We start from the raw sequence: 17,780 nt of genomic DNA, 5'->3' as shown, positions 1-17,780 counted from the left end.
GTAGATGAATAATAAAGATCTTTATACCAAATACGATCTCCTACTTCCCTCAAAATTTAGCGGAGGTTATTTGGTTATTGCTCTTTATAAAAAAATCAAAAATCGTGAAATCGAAGAATACTTTACACAAAAAGAGATTAATGAAATCCTAACGGATATAAAAACGGAGTTTAATCTTGATTCCATTCGTCCATGGAATAACATTAAAGACAATCTTTTCCATTACTTCCTGCGAAGCCATCCCGATGAACCGTGGAAATATTATCTGACAGACTACGCCAAAAATATAGTGGATTTGATGATAAGCAAATTAGAGAATCCTTACAAGAATCATCCGCTCAAAAAAAGTGTGCAAGACTCATTTACAATACGGCATGGTGAAATCAATACTATTGAAGAACTTGAAAGAAAATTCGGGAGAATATTTATACAAGGCTCAAAGAAAATCATTACGGATCATTTAGAAGCATTAGAAGATGAATTGAGAGAGGCTTACAAAGAATTAAATGATATTCTCCGAAAGGAAGACGAACAAAGTGCAACTTCTTTAGTACGAGAGTTTACTGTTGTTTTTAGAAAGTTTGGAGAAAGAGCAGAAGATATTACGGAAGCTATTATATCCAAAGACCAATTTCTTAGTAATTTACTAAATGTGGTCGATCATTTTTATAGAAAAATGGAAGATGATGGAAAGTTTTATACAGACAATGTACAGAAAAGTAAACGAAATTGGGAAAAGGCACAGGAAATTTATACAGATATCAGGGCGTTTTTCAATTCGGTAGACCGTAAAGTACACATTATTCGCAGGCAAATCAACCACGCCAGTGAGAAATTGACGGAGTTGCAGGAGCAATTTTCAGCACGAGCATTTTTTAGATTACAAATAAAAAAGCTACACCGAACAGTCTTGGAAAGCTCTCAATATACTATTGAGGGTATAAAGTTTGGTAACAATTTCCCATTAAAGCGGTTGATATATGAGCCTGTCCGATTGCTATACCCAAGATATTTTGAATTTAAACAACCAAAGCCCAATGTCATTATAAACATTGAGGTTGATGAAACTTATGAACATAATGAAAAACAGAAAATAGCAAAAGAAATTAACCGTCAACAAATCATCAATCAATGGGTTGATAAAGCCAAAGATATTTTAGAAAACAAAGGTCAGTTATCTATAGATGAATTGATGAATAGTATCGTGGATGAAGAAAAAGACCTGTCCATTGCTTATCAGGTGGCATCTCGTATGACAGCTTATAATTCAGAGAATAACGATGTATTTATTGATGTAGAACAAAAAATTATTTCCTTATCTCAACAAAACCTATTCCTATGGAAAACGAAAATTATGAAATAAGCGATTATTCTTTTCTGTCAGAAGAAGGTGTCGAAAAGCATTTTGCGGACATCAATATTCTGTTGTTGTCTGGCAAGCATATTGACCACAAGTATTACGCAGAATATACCGTACTGGAAAGCTATGAATCACAATGGATAAATTTTTATAGTAACTTATACAGGCTTAATCTTGTTGCTGATATCTCTGATAGAAGTCGATATTATTATCTTGATTTCACGGAAAACGGGAAAGGAAAATTAAGCGATACAAACCGTAATAAAGAGCTTACTGAATTACAAACACTGATGGGATTGACACTTTTGGATATGTATTACCAAAAGTATTTTGACGAGGAAAAAGTCATTCACTGGAACGACATCAAAACACAAATACTGGAGAGTGACCATCAGGAAGCATACAAAAGGGTTTTGTTCAATGATATAAGAGATTCTTATGATGAAAGAGAATGGAGTATAGTAGAAAACAAATTCGGCAAAACTATAGACAGCTTTGATAAATTAGGCTGGGTAGAAAAGCAATCAGGGAGGAATGAAGAATTAGTCTTTGAAATAAGACCTGCTATTCACCGTTTAACCAAATTGTATCAGGATGAGCTTCAGGATTTTGAGTCATTTATCCAGCAACTTAAAAATGATGAAATGCTATGAGTTATCCAAGAATTTACTCCTTATCTACTGTTGGTATTCTGAAACACTATATACACGATTACCTCTTTCATCCAACAAGAACAGATTTTGTTGGTGCAAACGGTGTCGGGAAATCTATTATTGCCGATTTACTCCAAATGATTTTTGTCTATGATAAAGACCTTATCAAATTCGGTACTGATGGGGTAAAGAAAGAAGAACGACAAATCAATACCCTTCCGTATAAAACAAAATGTGCCTACTGTTTCTTAAATATTGGGGTAAATGCCGGTAAATTTATTACCATCGGAATACAGATAAATAACCAAAAGGGAAAACGTATCATTCCTTTTGTCATTACAAAACAGGCAGATTTAAGCCTGAAAATAAATGAACTGGCTCTTGAAAAAGAAGAGCTTATTTTCGCCAAAGATTTATTAAAGGAAAAAGAAGCAGGAGAGAAAGAAATAGTGGACATACAGGATTTGGCAACGTTGCTTTATGAAAAATATAAACTTCGATTGAACTTCTTTAGCAATAATGAAACCGTCGGCACTTATTACAAATTCCTTTATGATAAAAACATATTGCCTCTGAATCTCAGCCAGGACAAAAACCTAAAAGCCTTTGCCAAGGTCATTCAGTCATTCTCGAAAGCTAAGACGCTAAATTTAAGTGGTAATCAGGCTTCCAGAAACTTAAAAGAATTTCTCTTTGAAGAATCCGATGAAGATATTCTGACCAATTTTCAAAAAGAACAATCCGAACTTGAAAAGATATTGAGGGAATATGAGAGCCTGAATAAAGACATTCAAAATTTGTCCAACAAACAAAAAAGGTTAATCAATTTACGAGAGTTGGAACAATCCCACAAAGTAAAATTCAAAGCATTTAAAGAGGCTGAATTACAAAACGCATATATAGAATTAAAACAATTAGAACAAAGAGAATCAGAAGGAAAAACACTGATAACGACCCAAGAAACTGAATTTGCTGAACTAAAAACGGCTATCGAAAATTTTCCAGTGAAAGAAGAAATATTAAAAAAAAGTTGCGAGGATGCAGATGAAAATTTTAATATGTTTAACCGTTATCAAGACTTATCCAACAGCGTAGAAAAGTTAGGTAAAGAAATAGATGAACTTAAAATGTTTATTCGCCCTGAAGTAGATGATAGGTGGGCAAATGAGATACAAAGAATTGATATTTTAAACAGAAATAATGAAGGTATTAAAAAAGAATTCACTTTTGCAAAACCTTATCTGGAAAAGTACAAAACACTTGAAAAAATCGTCCAAACCCGAAAAGAACAATCGGAGATTTTGGATGAATTAAAATCATCGTTAAAAAATGATAAGGCAACCAAAGAAAAACTATTAGCATTATTGCAGGACAATGATGAAAACGGACTTTTACACTGGTATATTAAGAATCTACCCTCATTAGATAATGAACAGTTACAGACGGTTTTGCATTACGCGACCAAACCTATTTCTGAAATTTCTAATCCTGACAATTTATCTCAATATATCAGTCCAGATGAGCTGATTAATAATTTTGAAGCTAATCCATCTAAAAATGGTATCTGGCTAAAATTGGGTGCATTATACCAATTTATACAATTTAATCCAGATGCAACACTATTGGGAGACAAAGCAAATTTGGAAAAATCTGTACAACAGTTAATTCAAAAATTGAACACCGAAATCAGATTCATAAATACCAAACTAGAAGCATTGGAGAATATCGTAGATGGAAAGCCTTACGATGTAAGTCTATTTGACTATTCCTTTGATGTCTCTATTGCTGTTTTTAGCAATATTGAAAAATTAAAAAATGCTGTAGCCTGTATTTTACAGATTGATGAAAAGATTTCTCAATTGCAATCACAAAAGAAAAGAGAAGAAGAAGAACTATTGCAAATTAAAAATAAGTTTAAGGTTGAATATGATGAGCCAGAAGTCGTAAAAAAGGAGTTGTCGAAGGTTCGTAAAGAATGGAGTGATAAGAAAGACCAGTTTTATGAAGAAAAAGGAGCTAAACAAAGCAAGTTCAAGTCTCTGGAAAGTAAAATAAAAGATGATAAACAAGCCTTGCAGATAATCATTGGTAATCTGACTAAGAAGCAAACAGAATTCACTACGCTCAATAATGCTTATTACCAACATTTCCAAGAGAACATAACAGACTTTCCTTTAACACCTAGAAACACTGAAGAATTGGAGCAAGCCTATAATGTGCTGTGGGAAGAATATAAAACAGCATTTATTGGCATTTCGAATTCATTTGAAGAAACGAGTGATGAGAAAAATCCGGCAGTACAATTAACGATTAAATACCAAGATTTTTCATTCAAGGTTTTGGAAGAAGCCTTATTGGGTAATAAAATCAAATCTACTGATGATATCACTACCGCTTTAGATGAAGCTAATCAAACCCGAACAACCATAGCCAATGGTATCAGGGATAATATGATTAAGATATTCAGTAAAACTACTGAGCGATACGAAAAATATGATGACCAGGTAAAAAGAATAAACGCATTCTTTGTTGATCGAAAGATTAGTAATAAGTTTTATTTCAAACTTGAATTTGATGGGAATAAAGAAGTAAAGATTGATTACATCAAACAGATAGCTTACGAGGTTCGTAATACAGTGACAAAAGGGGAGTTACAGTTTGGACAATCTATAATAGATTTCATTGAAGATTTTTTCAGAAAACAAGCAAAAATCAAAAACAAAGTTCCGATTGATAAATTACTAAATCCCAAAACATACTTTGAACTGTCAGCTAAGCTCACGGATCAATTTGGAACAGAAGTTCCCGGTAGTACAGGAGAAACTTATTCAGCTATTGCGTTACTGGGTATCGCAAGACTTTCTGCCGTACAAAAGGAAAAACGTGACGGTTTAAGATTTATTATTTTGGAAGAATTAGGAAGTTTGGATAATACCAATTTTAATACCTTTCCTGCTATCGCAGAGGAATTCCAATATCAGATAATTACAATGGCTCCTCATACATTCAATATCGGATTGTCTGATGAATGGTACGCCCATCATTTGATTAAAGGAAAAGAGGATGACAATATCAACTATTGCCCTTCAGCCTCCTATTTTAAAACAAAGGATAACAACGAAGATTTGAATATATATGTAAACCGAATAGAAAAATGAATTGGATTGAGTTAAGAGCGTTAAATAATTTATATTCAAAAGGTGACGTAAAAATAAATGATACTCTAGCACAAAGTGGTGAAATTAATTACCTTATTAATTCTCTCCGAATACTTGACAGAACACACAATAATCTTTTTGTTTTAGACGGATTTGCTGAGATATATGAAAAAGATTATTTGGAGAAATTTAACCGTTATGAAACTTTTTTATCAGACAATGAATTATTAAAGCCCCAACTTCGCTTTGAAGAATCTGATATTCAAATCTTAATTGGAATAAAAGAAGATATGGACAATGGCAATTTAGAGCCATTGCGGGAGCAGATTATAAAAAATGAAGCAACTGTTAGAATCGTATCTCTTATGTTTTTCAAAAATGAGAAGTATCTATTGGGAAAAGAGGCTTTAATAAATGCTGTTAAATTACTTTTGGATATTGATGAATTAGCTGATGATAAGGATCTACAGTATAAATATGTGCTCGAGTGTAAAGACACCAATTGCATTGTACTATGTGAAAACATTGATTTTTTAAAGCGCCCTACATTAGCTAGAGCCAACAACATAGAGTTGTGGTATGCTGGTGGTAAAAATGTTGCCAAATTGGATTATGCAGATACAAGAGGATTGCCTATTTATTACTCTTGTGATTGGGATTTTGACGGCTTGTTTATCATTTATCCTTTAGTAAAAGAAAAAATACAAACCATTCAATTGCTTACACCAAATGGGGTTCCAAAAGGCATCATAGAAACCGAGCATGGTAGTAAGTGGGAAAATATAAAGGATAAAAATATAGATTTTCTGCTAACACCTAAACAATTAAATTTAGTAAAGGAGTTAGTCAGAAAAAATCAGTGGATAATTGAGGAGTCTAATGATTTAATAAAAATGCTTGATCTTAATAAATAACTATACTGATTTGGGTAATAAAAATCAAGTCATAATCGAACTATTTTTTGCATAATTAGCCTATTGAATTTTTTTGGTTGCAAATATTTTAATGTTTAAGATATCTCGGTTTGTACAAATTGATTATTGATTTAACCTTTAGAATTTTTATAATCTTTAAGTTTACCTTTCAAAACCGCCATATCATCACTCACTTTCTTATCCAGAATTTTCGCATAATGCTGTGTCGTTTTTATATTCGTATGCCCCAGCATTTTACTCACACTTTCAATGGGAACGCCGTTGGACAAAGTAACAGTAGTCGCAAACGTATGCCTTGCGATATGGAACGTCAAATCTTTATTGATTCCGCAAACGCTCGCAATTTCTTTGAGATAAGAATTCATTTTCTGATTGCTGAGAACAGGAAAAAGCACATCTGAATTGACGCATTGCGGATGATTCTCATATTTTAAAACCATTTCTTGAGCTAAAGGCAATAACGGAACCCTAGTTGAGGTATCGGTCTTTTGACGATGGGTAAATATCCATTGGTCTCCATCAATACCTACATTGATGTTAGATTTTGACAATTGCTTGACATCCACATAAGCCAATCCGGTATAGCAGCTGAAAAGAAAGATATCGCGAACTTGGTTCAATCGGTCTGACGCAAATTTCTTTTCATAGATCATCTGAATTTCTTCTTTGGTTAGGTAAGGACGTTCCACAGCTTTTATCTTTGCTTTATAGCCCAGAAAAGGATCTTTGGTGATCCAGCCGTGCGCCATACACAAACGAATGATCTTTTTGAAATTTTTGAGGTATTTAACGGCTGTATTGTTTGCGCATTTTCTTACACTGCGCAGCCAGAAATCATAATCGCTGATAAAACCGTGATCGATTTGCGTGATATCAATATCAGAAACTTTGTATTTCCAATTAATGAATTCCTGGGTATGCTTTAAAGAAGTTTTGTAACGTTCCAATGTTCCGGGAGCAAAATCCTGACCGACCAAAGCTTCCACTTTGTCATTATGCTCCTGGAATATCGGAATAAGCATTCTTTGCTCAATATCAATTCCAAGCAGTTTAGATTTTAAACTCTCTGCCGTTACAAAGTTTTCTTCTTTCAGCATCAGGTAGTGGAAATCGTAAACTTTCTGTTCCAAAGTTTTGAGATAGAGATTCAGTGTTTTGGCTTCTTGCGAATTGCCTAATGCCTTGTGTGCTTTAACATCCCATTTCTTAGGATCGATATACCTTTTGGCAGCAATATCTGCTGCCTTGCCGTCAATCGTGATTCGTAAGTAGATGGGAGCGGTTCCGTTTGTTCTGATCTTGTTCTTTTTGATAAAGAATAACAGGTTGAATGTTTTGTTCATTGCGTGATAACATTAAATGATTAATAATTTACTTTTTGTTACCACTTTTTGCAAGATGTACAATCGTTAAACAGCCTATTGGTCGGCTTTTCCTTGATTTTTCGTGACCCATTTTTGTAATTTTTTGAATGGGACACGAAATAGGACATATAAATCGTGACCTATTTTGGTTTTTTTTGATACAAGCGTAAAACAAAAAACGCTGTAAACATTGATGTTTACAGCGTTTTAGCTTATTTTGGTCTCTAACCTGGCGGAGAGTGAGGGATTCGAACCCCCGGACCTGTTACAGTCAACAGTTTTCAAGACTGCCGCAATCGACCACTCTGCCAACTCTCCCTAAACTCCGGCTATACCGTTGTTTTCAGTGGTGCAAATATAGAACGATTTTTAATTTCTGCAAAACTTTTCCCCCACAAATTTTAACAAAACTTAATAATAGACTAGGAATCAGGGGAATTATTTTTCACTCTTTCGCTAAAGTTTCAATATAAAAATCTAAAACACCCATGTTTTGGGGAATCCCATCATAGAAAGGCTTTTGTATGACAAAACTTACAGCTATATTTACAAACACACATATTTTTCACTACATTTGTAAAAACACAGCCACCCTATGACAATGGAAAAACTAAGAACTTTAAGAAAGCAGAAAGGCTATACTCAGCAGCAGATTGCTGATCTTCTTGCGACCGATGTCTCCAACTACAGCAGAAAAGAAAATGGAGATGTCAGAATATTTGATGATGAATGGGAAAAACTGGCCAAAGCACTAGATGTTTCTGTAGAAGATATTAAAGAGGAGAAAGCTCTTCAAACACAAAATCAGAACTCTACTCTTAATGACAACTCAAGTCTTAATGATAATGCAAGCATTAATTACAATCTTTTTTGTAACGTTCCCAATTACTTATTAGAAAACCAACAGGAATACATTAATCTTCTGAAAGAGCAGATTAAAGCTTTAAAAAAAGAAAATGAAAAACTAAAAAAGGGATAATCACCACCACATAAAGAACAAAACGGCTTCCAATGGAAGCCGTTTTTATTTTATACCTGTAAAAGCTACCTATTCCCTATCAACAATGGAAATAAAACTGTTTTTTAAAAAATCAGACGGATATACAAACTGATCTCCATCTTCTCCCTTTACTACAATTGCGCCCTGTTCATCATTAAGGCATTTGTCCAGCTGGGTTTTCATGTCATTAAGGGCTCCATTGGGAACTTCAATGATATAGGTTCCGGTAACGTGTGTAACTTTTATGATTTTTGTTTCCATTTTGTTTTTGATTATGGGCTAATTTAGGGATTTTACTTTACGCAAAACAAGATGATCATAATAACTTATCTATCACTTTTACTCAATTGTATAGTCGTAACCACCCCGTCAAAAATTCAAAGAATTTTTGCCACCCCTCCGATGGAGGGGAATGTGTACGTCTTCAGTTGTTATATAGGTGGTCATGAGGACTTTGGAAGTATTTCTGGAAAATAAAGCTATTTATCTAATTTCTTATCGAATATTGGGTATGGAGAGATGTTGAATGTTGTAAGCGCAAAGGCGCAAGTAATATTAAAAAAAGACTGTTATAAGGTGCAAAGATTTTATCTCCGATAAAATTGATAACGTATATTCTTTACTGAAAATCTCATATTGAGCGAAGTCGAAATGTTCTTACACCTTAAAATCATACATAAAGTGAAAAAAAACTTTGCGACATTGCGATTACCCAACAAAGCTCAGGTATATAGGAACAAAAAAGCGCACCCTTCGGGTACGCTTTGTATTGTATACACTGAATACTATCCGTGTAATTCAGCTAAATATTTCTCTGCATCCATTGCCGCCATACATCCGCTTCCCGCAGCTGTAATAGCCTGTCTGTAGATATGATCCTGAACATCTCCGGCCGCAAATACCCCCGGAAGATTCGTTCTTGAAGAACCTTTTTCAGTCACGATATATCCGTTTTCATCAAGATCTACCTGACCTGCGAAGATATCCGTATTCGGCTTGTGACCGATGGCGATAAAGATCCCTTCCACATCCACTGTAGATTTCTCCTGAGTCTGATTGTTGATGATTACAGCTCTTTCTACAAGGCTGTTTTCTCCTTCAATCCCGATTAATTCATGGTGGAATTTCACTTCGATATTCGGCGTATTTTCCACTCTGTGAACCATTGCTTTTGAAGCTCTGAAAACATCTTTTCTTACCAACAGCGTTACTTTTTTACAAAGCTTTGCTAGGTATGTAGCCTCTTCAGCAGCTGTATCACCCGCTCCTACTACTACAACATCTTTTCCTCTGTAGAAGAATCCGTCACAAGTAGCACAAGCTGATACACCGCCTCCTGCATATTTTTTCTCATCTTCAAGACCTAAATATTTTGCAGTAGCTCCTGTAGAGATAATAACTGTTTTGGCAAGGATCTCCTTGTTTCCTGCATATAATTTGTGAACACCGCCTGTTTCCTTAGAGAATTCAGCTTTAGTGATCATTTCGTAATGAACTTTGGTATCAAATCTTTCTGCCTGTTTTTGCAGATCCATCATCATTTCAGGACCTGTAATCCCGGCTGGATACCCTGGGAAGTTATCCACTTCAGTAGTGGTTGTTAATTGTCCGCCCGGCTCCAAACCTGTATACAATTCAGGTTTTAAGTCTGCTCTTGCTGCATAGATAGCAGCTGTGAAACCAGAAGGCCCAGATCCAACGATCACACAATCTAAAATGTTTTGCTCCATAATTTGCTTTGTTCGAAAAGATTTAATTTGAATTAGACCGCTAATTTCGGAATTTTTAATTTCTTTTTAAAGTTATTTTAATGATACTTGTCAATATCTGATATGTTGAATTTCGATGGTAACTGTTGTGGGGTGAATTCCGGGGTTCGGGATTCGAGATTCGGGGTGCGGGGTGCGGGTTTCGGGATTCGGGTTATTGTGTTACGGAATTTAGATTGGCAGGAAATTTAAAACTTTTTTTAATGTCCTTTATCCACCATATCCCGAATCTCACTATCCCGTAACACGCATCACGCAACACGCAACACGCAACTCGCTACCTCGCATCTCGCCTCACACCTTCATTTTAATCTTATCTACATTGATGATCTTATACACAAGTTCCCGAATCAGCTCAGCTTCTCCCATATTTACCGCTCCAAGTCCTTTTCCTTTCATATCGAATTCACGTAAAATAGAAATGACTCTTGTAGCATGTTTCAAAGGGTAAAGTCTGGCACTTTCCGCGTAGTCTTTGATAAAATAAGGATTCACTCCCATCTGTGAAGCAATGGTCTGTGGAGACTGCCCTGCCATGGTCTGATAGATAATAACGTTTGAAAAATAATTATAAAGGCTTGCCAGCATCATGACAAAAGGATTATTCTTCGGGTTTTTACCCATAAAATGAGCAATCTTAAAGGCTGCATTGGCATTTTTAGTTCCTAAAGCCTTCTGGAGCTCAAAAATATTATATTCTTTGCTGATTCCTATATGATTTTCAACGATGGTTCCATCAAGGATTTCTCCTTCTTTAAGGATCATCTTCAGCTTGTTCAGCTCGTTGGCAATTCTGGACAGGTCATTTCCCAGATATTCTGCCAGCAGATGGGAAATATTGGGAGCTGTATTGATTTTAAGCTTTACACACTCATCTGAAATCCATTTGGCAAGGTTGCTTTCCTTTACAGATTCGCTAAGGAAAAGGGCTTTGGCTTTATCCAATGCTTTGGCCGCTTTTTTTCTGCTGTCCAGCTTCTTGTGTTTATGGGCAAAAACCAATACCGTTGAAGGAACGGGATTTTCTACATAGGCTTCCAGAATTCTGTTTTCCTCTTCATTGAATCGTAAATCCTGAGCTTCTTTCACAATAATCACCTGTTTGTCTCCCATCATCGGAAACTGTCTTGCCAGGGAAAGAACTTCCTGATAAGAAGTATCTTTTCCATAAGTAACTGTCTGGTTGAAAGCTTTTTCATCTTCTTCCAAAAAGTTATGTTCAAGAGCCTTTACAGCAACATCAATGAAGTAAGCTTCTTCTCCGTGGAAAAAATAAATAGGTAAAACTTCTTTATTTTTAATATTTTTGAGGATTAAATCTAATTCTTTCATCTTATTAATGGAACTTCCAAAACTGAATTTTCAGGAAACTTTTGATTTTAAATTCAAGAAAGACAAAGATAAGTTTTTTATTTATGATTTGGTCCGCAAAACTTATCTTCTGCTCACTCCTGAGGAATGGGTCAGACAACATTGGGTACATTATTATCTTACTGTAAAATCCTACTCCACATCGGCTCTGATTACCGAAAAAAAGATTATCCTGAATGGTCTTACCAAAAGAATTGACCTTCTGGTTACTGAAAAAACAGAACCTATAATTCTGATTGAATGTAAAGCTCCGCAGATCAAATTAACGGAAAAAACTTTTGAACAGACTGCCCGATACAATTCTATTATCGGTGCCAGGGAAATTATTTTAACAAACGGTTTGCAGCACATTAATGCCTATTATGAAAATGAGCAATACCAGTTTTACAAACCTGAGTAAGGCTTATAACATCAGATAATTTCTGAAAAGTATTAAATAATATTCTATTAATATTCTTTCTGAGTTATTTTTATTAATTTCGATAAGATTTCTTTTCAACACTAATATCACAAATTTTTACACGAATTGCACAATTGTTATTGGTTGTATTTGTGAAAGGATTAGTGTAGTTTATATTAAAATAAATTACAAAAATATGATACGTTTCATCTTATTAACTGCAATGATTATGGCTTCAGGAAATCTTTTCAGTCAGAAACTTAAACCTGTTTCCTACCAGGACGGTTCCCAGAAACTTAATGGTCTTATCACTTCCAATGCAGGAAAAAGACTTCCCGGAGTACTGATTCTTCCAGCCTGGAAAGGTATTGACGAAGAAGCTAAAACAGCTGCTATTGAACTCGAAAAGCAAGGGTATATTGCTTTTATCGCTGATATTTACGGTGAAGGAAAAATTCCTGCAGATAACGAATCTGCTGCAAAAAGCTCAGGGTATTACAAACAGAATTACCAGGAGTACCAGAAAAGAATTTCGCTGGCTTTGGAACAACTGAAGAAAAACGGAGCCATTTCTGATAAGGTAGCGGTAATCGGCTACTGTTTCGGAGGTACGGGAGCATTGGAATCCGCAAGAGGTCATCTTCCTGTAGTGGGTGTTGTTTCCATCCACGGAAGTCTGGGCAGAGATCAGAGCAGAAAAAATGAAGCTTTGACGGCCAAAATTCTTGTTGAAAATCCGGCAGATGATAAAAGCGTGACGCCTGAAGATTACAATAACCTCATCAAAGAAATGAACGATGGAAATGCCGACTGGCAGATCATCACGTATGCCCATTCCAAACATACTTTCACAGATCCGAAATCACCGGATTATAATCCGACAATGGCCAAAAGAGCATGGAACCACACATTGCTGTTCCTGAAAGAAATTTTGAAATAAACATAAAAAAGGCAAATTCGTGAATCAATGAATTTGCCTTTATTTTTTACCTGAATCAATTATGGTTGAGCCTCCAGCTCAACATCATATTTTTTTGGAGAATATTTGGTTAGAGAACCTGTTGCTGCATCAATTCCTACTCCTATTGCTCCTCCAAGAATAATATTGAGTAAAGTTACGGCATTAAAAGTTTTTGTCAGTTTTACTTCTTTCTTCTCAAATCCTTCTTTTTCAAATGTAACCATCTGCTTACCCAAACCTCTTGGAATTTTGGTGGTACAAGGTGTTGTACATTTTTCTATTCCTTTGTGAAATACTTTTGCCCCTTCAGGGTTTGAAGTAAAAGCTATTGGATCCTGAGTTCCTGTAAAAATGGTTGCACATGAAGTGGTAGAAAGCGCAATACTCAGGGACAGCACAATTGATAATTTGTTTTTCATAGATCTTAGTCGTTCATTTTTTAAGTCCGCGAACTTACAAAATAATTCAAAAATCAGTACTATCAATCAGAACAAATATTTCAAAAAATATAGTATTAACCTATGTTCTCATTACCTGCTTCCTGAAATCTGATCTCAAAAGACTCAATACCATACAATTGCATCGTCTTTTGAAAATTGGGAATAAAAAAACAAACCCACTGATATGCAGATTTGCTTTTATATTTTTTTAACAGCTTTTTTAGTCTACGCCTTCCTCTTCCCTATGCACCAATTCCATAGAAAATGCAGGAAGGCAAATCGCAAGATATTCACATGGTTCTGAAAACGGATTACTATAACGGATTCTTGCTCCTTTTTCAATAAGGATGCTCTGTCCTTTTTCAAGAACAACAATTTCTCCGTCTATTTCAAATTGCTTTTTTCCTGAAATAATGTAGGTAAATTCATCAAACTCAGGAGTCTGGTGAGGCTCACTCCAATCCGGAGGTGCTACCATATGAGCAATGGAAACAGTAGAATTTCCTGTAGAGTTTCCCCAGTGTTCTTCAATCAGTTTTCCGTCTGTAGTAGGTACTACAAATGGGGACTGCTGTATTTTATATTTTTTCATACCCAGTTTTCTTTTTTAATTTCATAGACGAAATTGGTTCTTGAAGGTTCTGCAAAATAAGCCACTTCTTCTTCAGCTATTTTTTGTCCTCCCAGCCTTTCCAAAGCGGTCTGCGAACGGAAATTCTCTTTTCCGATATGAAAATGAACTTTGTCTACAAACTGGAAGATATAATCCAGCATCAGCTTTTTAACCTGAGGATTAATTCCTTTTCCCCATGATTTTGTTCCGTAGAAAGTATATCCGATGAAAATATGATTGTTCTCTTCATCAAAATCATAATAACGGCTGCTTCCCAATACATCTCCGGTAGCTTTCTCCATAATTTTGAAAGCACCTTTACTCTCCATAGCTCCTGTGAAAAAGTTTTCAAAAACTTCTCTCTTATAACGGTCTTTGTTAGGATGCTGTTCCCAGACTTTAGGATCGGAAGCCACTTCATATAAAGATTCAAAATCCCCTTGCTGTAAGGGGATTAATTGAAATTCTTCATTCTCTAAAACAGGCTGAACAGAAAAATTCATTGCTTAGCCTTTTTTAGTAGAATCTGATTCTATTTTCTTGATTTCTTTCAACTTGTCGGAAATCTTGATGACAGTGTCTAATTTGGACGGTTTCAAAGGAACTTCTGCCTGAGCCATATCCCATTTGATAACCAGGTTTCCTGAGTTTTCATCTGTAGGATTTAAAGTGATTTCAAACCATTCCTGTTTGTCTGTCAGTTTGTTAACCGGTACCGTAACGTCTACTACATCCTGTTTTGGATCGTAAGTATAAGCTCCCCATTGCTGGAAATCTTTATTAAGGATAACTTTCCATTCTTTTTCTGTAGGAACGATGAACAATCCGTATGTTCCTGCAGGCACTGTTTTCCCACCGAAGTTAACGGCCTGTCCGAAAGTAATTTTTGTAGAAGAGTTCGCTCCCGCTCTCCAAACCTGGCCATAAGGAACCAGTTCTCCGAAAATTTTACGTCCCTTCACTCCCGGTCTTCCATAATCAATGGTAATTTTAGACATTGAAAACTGCTGCTCAACCTTCTGGCGCGGACTTGCTGCCGGCACAGAATAATCCTGAGCAAAACTGAATGCTGAAACTGAAATGCAAACTGCTGCTAGTAACTTTTTCACGTGTAAATTTTTGTTTAAAATTACAAAATTCAGAGCGAATTAGCTTTCATAAACTTCGTTAAAATTTGTTTTACCGATATTTTTCTATACAGGTATTTTTTAACCAAATCCTTTTTAAAATTAAATAATCAACTATTAAATATTTTACTTTTCTTAATAGTTTTCCCTTTCCTAAGTCGTATTGAATGAAAAACAGAAGGAACATCATTCGTCCAGGTTTTCAATATAAAAAGAATAGCAATAATCTCTGCCCTTGTAAGCAGGCCAACCCAAAAACAAAGGTTGAACAGAATGACAGACTGACATTGTAAAATAACCTGAATTAATGTTCCAAAAAGTAATAAAGTCCAGATCTTGGCACCAATAGAATGGGTAGCAACTTCTTTTCTGAATTTTAAAAAGCTTACCAGATAAATAAGAGCTTCGGCTCCTGCCAGAATACTTATTTTGTAAACATGGGTTTCAAAGAAAACAGGGCACTGGATATACGTAGCCACTCCCACTGATATAAAAAATATCTGGTCAACTGTAGAATCAAGACGTCTGAGTTTCTGAGTTGAGACATCAAGATATCTTGCTATAATCCCATCAAAGATATCAGTCAGTAAGCCTATGGATAAAAGGACGGCAGCAATTATCTGATAATTTTCTACCTTAATAAGGCTTAAAGAAATGATGATAAAGCCAATTATGAGTCTTGCAAAAATGAGAATTACCGGAATTTTCGATTTCATAAAAAGATGGAAAACGTTTTGTAGCAGCGAAAGATAAGAATAAATTATTTTCTAAAATAATATAGCCTTTTCCAATTCCAACAGCTTTTGTTTCCTCCAGATTCCACCTCCATAGCCTGTTAATTGTCCGTTGCTTCCAATTACGCGATGACAAGGGATTATAATGGATATCTTATTCAGACCATTAGCATTGGCTACAGCTCTTACGGATTTAGGATTTCCCATAATATCTGCCTGTTCCTGATAGCTTCTTGTTGCACCATAAGGAATTTCCTGAAGAATAGCCCAGACTTCTTTCTGAAAAGCTGTTCCTACAGGGGAAATAGGAACTGTAAATGCGGTTCTTTTTCCTTCAAAATACTCTTTCAATTCTTCTTCCAGCGTAACAAAATGAGGATTTTCTCCTTGTATAATGTTTGCTTTAAAATATTCCGCAACACTTTTTAATTCTGTCGGAAGCGCTTTTCTGTCGGAAAATTCTAAAAGACAGATTCCATGTTCATCGGCACAGGCTATCATTGTTCCCAGCATCGTTTCTATTCTCTTCAGATCAATGATCTTTTCCATGGAATTATTCTTAGGTGATACTCCAAAAATATTTTTAAAACTCTCATTAAAACCGCTCAGACTTTCATATCCTGTGTCAAATGCTACCTCTGTAACCGATTCTCCCTGTTGAAGTTTTTTAAATGCTGTATTGAGTTTTGACATTCTCTGGAAAGCATGAAACGTAATCCCATGGTGTTTCAGAAACCATCTGCGGACTGTTGCGGGTTCCAATCCTCTTTTTACAAGATCGTAATCTTTAAGCTTTAATGCGGGATCGTTGGCAATTTCTTTCAATAAATCTTTGATATACGGAGGTGTGGCATTGAGGTTTTCCAAAGGTCTGCACACTTTACACGGGCGATATCCTTTGAGCATTGCATCTTTGGTATTGGAAAAAAACTCTACATTTTCAAATTTCGGTTTCCGTGCGGTACAGGTCGGTCTGCAGAATATCCCTGTGGTTTTTACGCCCATCCAGAATATCCCTTCAAATGAAACATCTTTGATATAAGATGCCTCGTACATTATTTTTTCTGTAAGTTCCATCATGAGATAAAAAGAGGTGAAAAACTTCTTACGTTTGTAATTTCCTGACTTGCTTTTTCGAGCTCTCGGTAGATATGTCTGTACATAAAAGCACCTGAAGTAACTCTTTTTACCCCTAATGCTTTAAGCGTATCAAAATCGGGTAAATCAGGAAGAGCCATAACATTCACGGGAAGAAAAGTAGCTTCTGTAATAGTTCTGATCTCCTTTTCAGCTGTCATGCCCGGAATGAAAACGCCATCGGCTTTAAGTTCTTCAAACAGTTTGATTCTCTCTAAAGTTTCTTCCAGCGCATTTTCAATATTCAGTAAAAAAGGATCTGTGCGTACATTGATAAATACCTTATCTCTGTTTTCTCCTAATTTGATAAAAATATCTTTTAATTTTTCATAGAAAACATCTCTGTTTATGAGTTCTCGTATTCCGTCAATAACGTTGGTATCTTCAATATTAATCCCCGATATTCCAATTTCTATAAGTTTCATGATATTTGAAACTACCGTATCATTTTCAAGACCATATCCGGATTCCAGATCTACCGACAAAGGAATTGAAACGGAAGCTCTGATTCTCTTGATGATATAAAAATATTCTTCAAAGGTCATCTCTTCTCCATCTTCATATCCTAAACTCAGTGCGACTGCCGAACTTGAGGTTGCCAATGCTTTATAGCCCAGCTTTTCGTATACCTTTGCGCTTTCTACATTCCATACATTACCCAAAAGTAACGGTTCTTCACCATGATGTAACTGTTTAAAACTGATCATAATTTTTTTATTCAAAAGTAGAAAGATTACTACCTGTTCTACAACCGAAAA

At 35.4% G+C, this 17,780-nt stretch carries 18 protein-coding genes and 1 tRNA gene; 7 read left to right on the top strand and 12 right to left on the bottom strand.

Features of this window, described 5'->3' with window-relative positions; all coding sequences use genetic code 11:
• Positions 1-4: 4 nt before the first annotated feature.
• The 4 genes from ACLI50_RS10885 to ACLI50_RS10870 are packed head-to-tail and all read left to right on the top strand — an operon-like array spanning position 5 to position 6,085.
• The gene (locus tag ACLI50_RS10885) at positions 5-1,363 is read left to right on the top strand and encodes a hypothetical protein (RefSeq protein ID WP_411413742.1); all 1,359 of its coding nucleotides are present in this window, start codon (positions 5-7) and stop codon (positions 1,361-1,363) included.
• On the top strand, positions 1,339-2,013 hold the full coding sequence (locus tag ACLI50_RS10880) for a condensin complex protein MksE (RefSeq protein ID WP_411413741.1): 675 nt from the start codon (positions 1,339-1,341) through the stop codon (positions 2,011-2,013). Before ACLI50_RS10885 ends, ACLI50_RS10880 begins: the two co-directional genes overlap by 25 nt.
• Positions 2,010-5,171 carry a hypothetical protein gene (locus ACLI50_RS10875; RefSeq protein WP_411413740.1) on the top strand — a complete coding sequence of 1,054 codons (3,162 nt, stop codon included), beginning with the start codon at positions 2,010-2,012 and terminating at the stop codon, positions 5,169-5,171. Before ACLI50_RS10880 ends, ACLI50_RS10875 begins: the two co-directional genes overlap by 4 nt.
• A complete protein-coding gene (locus tag ACLI50_RS10870) occupies positions 5,168-6,085 on the top strand; it encodes a hypothetical protein (protein WP_411413739.1) in 918 nt (305 codons plus the stop codon). The genes ACLI50_RS10875 and ACLI50_RS10870 overlap by 4 nt, the downstream gene beginning before the upstream one ends.
• Before the next feature lie 131 nt (positions 6,086-6,216).
• On the opposite strand, the gene ACLI50_RS10865 is transcribed toward ACLI50_RS10870, so the two are convergent.
• Positions 6,217-7,449, bottom strand: a complete 1,233-nt coding sequence (locus ACLI50_RS10865) for a site-specific integrase (protein WP_411413738.1) — start codon at positions 7,447-7,449, stop codon at positions 6,217-6,219.
• 251 nt (positions 7,450-7,700) lie between these two features.
• A tRNA-Ser gene (locus ACLI50_RS10860) sits at positions 7,701-7,788 on the bottom strand.
• Positions 7,789-8,071: 283 nt separating this feature from the next.
• Here ACLI50_RS10860 and ACLI50_RS10855 point away from each other — a divergent pair.
• Positions 8,072-8,449, top strand: a complete 378-nt coding sequence (locus ACLI50_RS10855) for a helix-turn-helix domain-containing protein (RefSeq protein ID WP_343644247.1) — start codon at positions 8,072-8,074, stop codon at positions 8,447-8,449.
• 69 nt (positions 8,450-8,518) lie between these two features.
• On the opposite strand, the gene ACLI50_RS10850 is transcribed toward ACLI50_RS10855, so the two are convergent.
• The 3 genes from ACLI50_RS10850 to holA all read right to left on the bottom strand — a co-directional run bounded on the left by ACLI50_RS10850 (position 8,519) and on the right by holA (position 11,571).
• Positions 8,519-8,731 (bottom strand): hypothetical protein, encoded by a 213-nt coding sequence (locus ACLI50_RS10850; RefSeq protein WP_062670628.1) that lies wholly within the window; start codon positions 8,729-8,731, stop codon positions 8,519-8,521.
• 524 nt (positions 8,732-9,255) lie between these two features.
• Positions 9,256-10,200: a thioredoxin-disulfide reductase gene (gene trxB, locus ACLI50_RS10845; protein ID WP_216444930.1), complete on the bottom strand. Its 945-nt coding sequence runs from the start codon at positions 10,198-10,200 to the stop codon at positions 9,256-9,258.
• Positions 10,201-10,533: 333 nt separating this feature from the next.
• Positions 10,534-11,571, bottom strand: coding sequence for a DNA polymerase III subunit delta (gene holA, locus ACLI50_RS10840; RefSeq protein ID WP_411413737.1), 1,038 nt, complete (start codon positions 11,569-11,571; stop codon positions 10,534-10,536).
• 7 nt (positions 11,572-11,578) lie between these two features.
• On the opposite strand from holA, the gene ACLI50_RS10835 reads away from it, so the two are divergent.
• Positions 11,579-12,010 carry a type I restriction enzyme HsdR N-terminal domain-containing protein gene (locus ACLI50_RS10835; RefSeq protein WP_062670636.1) on the top strand — a complete coding sequence of 144 codons (432 nt, stop codon included), beginning with the start codon at positions 11,579-11,581 and terminating at the stop codon, positions 12,008-12,010.
• 196 nt (positions 12,011-12,206) lie between these two features.
• Positions 12,207-12,950: a dienelactone hydrolase family protein gene (locus ACLI50_RS10830; RefSeq protein ID WP_411413736.1), complete on the top strand. Its 744-nt coding sequence runs from the start codon at positions 12,207-12,209 to the stop codon at positions 12,948-12,950.
• Between the two features lie 59 nt (positions 12,951-13,009).
• Here the strand turns inward: ACLI50_RS10830 and ACLI50_RS10825 are convergent, their stop codons facing one another.
• The 7 genes from ACLI50_RS10825 to ACLI50_RS10795 form a co-directional block, all read right to left on the bottom strand.
• Positions 13,010-13,390, bottom strand: a complete 381-nt coding sequence (locus ACLI50_RS10825) for a PEGA domain-containing protein (RefSeq protein WP_202843801.1) — start codon at positions 13,388-13,390, stop codon at positions 13,010-13,012.
• Between the two features lie 241 nt (positions 13,391-13,631).
• Complete coding sequence (locus tag ACLI50_RS10820; protein ID WP_079241244.1) at positions 13,632-14,003, bottom strand: cupin domain-containing protein; 372 nt, start codon at positions 14,001-14,003, stop codon at positions 13,632-13,634.
• The gene (locus tag ACLI50_RS10815) at positions 14,000-14,527 is read right to left on the bottom strand and encodes a GNAT family N-acetyltransferase (protein WP_411413735.1); all 528 of its coding nucleotides are present in this window, start codon (positions 14,525-14,527) and stop codon (positions 14,000-14,002) included. The genes ACLI50_RS10820 and ACLI50_RS10815 overlap by 4 nt, the downstream gene beginning before the upstream one ends.
• 3 nt (positions 14,528-14,530) lie before the next feature.
• Positions 14,531-15,133, bottom strand: coding sequence for a DUF2911 domain-containing protein (locus ACLI50_RS10810; protein WP_062670647.1), 603 nt, complete (start codon positions 15,131-15,133; stop codon positions 14,531-14,533).
• Positions 15,134-15,261: 128 nt separating this feature from the next.
• Positions 15,262-15,867, bottom strand: a complete 606-nt coding sequence (locus ACLI50_RS10805) for a CDP-alcohol phosphatidyltransferase family protein (protein WP_411413734.1) — start codon at positions 15,865-15,867, stop codon at positions 15,262-15,264.
• 51 nt (positions 15,868-15,918) lie between these two features.
• Complete coding sequence (locus ACLI50_RS10800) at positions 15,919-16,965, bottom strand: bifunctional transcriptional activator/DNA repair enzyme AdaA (RefSeq protein WP_343642167.1); 1,047 nt, start codon at positions 16,963-16,965, stop codon at positions 15,919-15,921.
• Entirely contained in the window at positions 16,962-17,729 is a 768-nt protein-coding gene (locus ACLI50_RS10795; RefSeq protein ID WP_343642166.1) for an isocitrate lyase/PEP mutase family protein, read from the bottom strand. The genes ACLI50_RS10800 and ACLI50_RS10795 overlap by 4 nt, the downstream gene beginning before the upstream one ends.
• Between the last annotated feature and the right edge of the window lie 51 nt (positions 17,730-17,780).

The sequence above is a fragment of the Chryseobacterium cupriresistens genome (genome assembly GCF_046614675.1).
In the GTDB taxonomy this organism is placed as follows: domain Bacteria; phylum Bacteroidota; class Bacteroidia; order Flavobacteriales; family Weeksellaceae; genus Chryseobacterium; species Chryseobacterium cupriresistens.
Note: the sequence above shows the minus strand (reverse complement) of the source record. Positions and strands in the feature narration are given on the sequence as shown.

What these genes read in the sequence shown, in the direction of transcription:
- ACLI50_RS10815 (WP_411413735.1), bottom strand. Translation starts at nt 14,527, where the DNA reads ATGAATTTTTCTGTTCAGCCTGTTTTAGAGAATGAAGAATTTCAATTA.
- ACLI50_RS10855 (WP_343644247.1), top strand. Translation starts at nt 8,072, where the DNA reads ATGGAAAAACTAAGAACTTTAAGAAAGCAGAAAGGCTATACTCAGCAG.
- ACLI50_RS10835 (WP_062670636.1), top strand. Translation starts at nt 11,579, where the DNA reads ATGGAACTTCCAAAACTGAATTTTCAGGAAACTTTTGATTTTAAATTC.
- ACLI50_RS10885 (WP_411413742.1), top strand. Translation starts at nt 5, where the DNA reads ATGAATAATAAAGATCTTTATACCAAATACGATCTCCTACTTCCCTCA.
- ACLI50_RS10880 (WP_411413741.1), top strand. Translation starts at nt 1,339, where the DNA reads ATGGAAAACGAAAATTATGAAATAAGCGATTATTCTTTTCTGTCAGAA.
- ACLI50_RS10795 (WP_343642166.1), bottom strand. Translation starts at nt 17,729, where the DNA reads ATGATCAGTTTTAAACAGTTACATCATGGTGAAGAACCGTTACTTTTG.
- ACLI50_RS10875 (WP_411413740.1), top strand. Translation starts at nt 2,010, where the DNA reads ATGAGTTATCCAAGAATTTACTCCTTATCTACTGTTGGTATTCTGAAA.
- ACLI50_RS10850 (WP_062670628.1), bottom strand. Translation starts at nt 8,731, where the DNA reads ATGGAAACAAAAATCATAAAAGTTACACACGTTACCGGAACCTATATC.
- ACLI50_RS10870 (WP_411413739.1), top strand. Translation starts at nt 5,168, where the DNA reads ATGAATTGGATTGAGTTAAGAGCGTTAAATAATTTATATTCAAAAGGT.
- ACLI50_RS10820 (WP_079241244.1), bottom strand. Translation starts at nt 14,003, where the DNA reads ATGAAAAAATATAAAATACAGCAGTCCCCATTTGTAGTACCTACTACA.
- ACLI50_RS10865 (WP_411413738.1), bottom strand. Translation starts at nt 7,449, where the DNA reads ATGAACAAAACATTCAACCTGTTATTCTTTATCAAAAAGAACAAGATC.
- holA (WP_411413737.1), bottom strand. Translation starts at nt 11,571, where the DNA reads ATGAAAGAATTAGATTTAATCCTCAAAAATATTAAAAATAAAGAAGTT.
- ACLI50_RS10805 (WP_411413734.1), bottom strand. Translation starts at nt 15,867, where the DNA reads ATGAAATCGAAAATTCCGGTAATTCTCATTTTTGCAAGACTCATAATT.
- ACLI50_RS10830 (WP_411413736.1), top strand. Translation starts at nt 12,207, where the DNA reads ATGATACGTTTCATCTTATTAACTGCAATGATTATGGCTTCAGGAAAT.
- ACLI50_RS10800 (WP_343642167.1), bottom strand. Translation starts at nt 16,965, where the DNA reads ATGATGGAACTTACAGAAAAAATAATGTACGAGGCATCTTATATCAAA.
- trxB (WP_216444930.1), bottom strand. Translation starts at nt 10,200, where the DNA reads ATGGAGCAAAACATTTTAGATTGTGTGATCGTTGGATCTGGGCCTTCT.
- ACLI50_RS10825 (WP_202843801.1), bottom strand. Translation starts at nt 13,390, where the DNA reads ATGAAAAACAAATTATCAATTGTGCTGTCCCTGAGTATTGCGCTTTCT.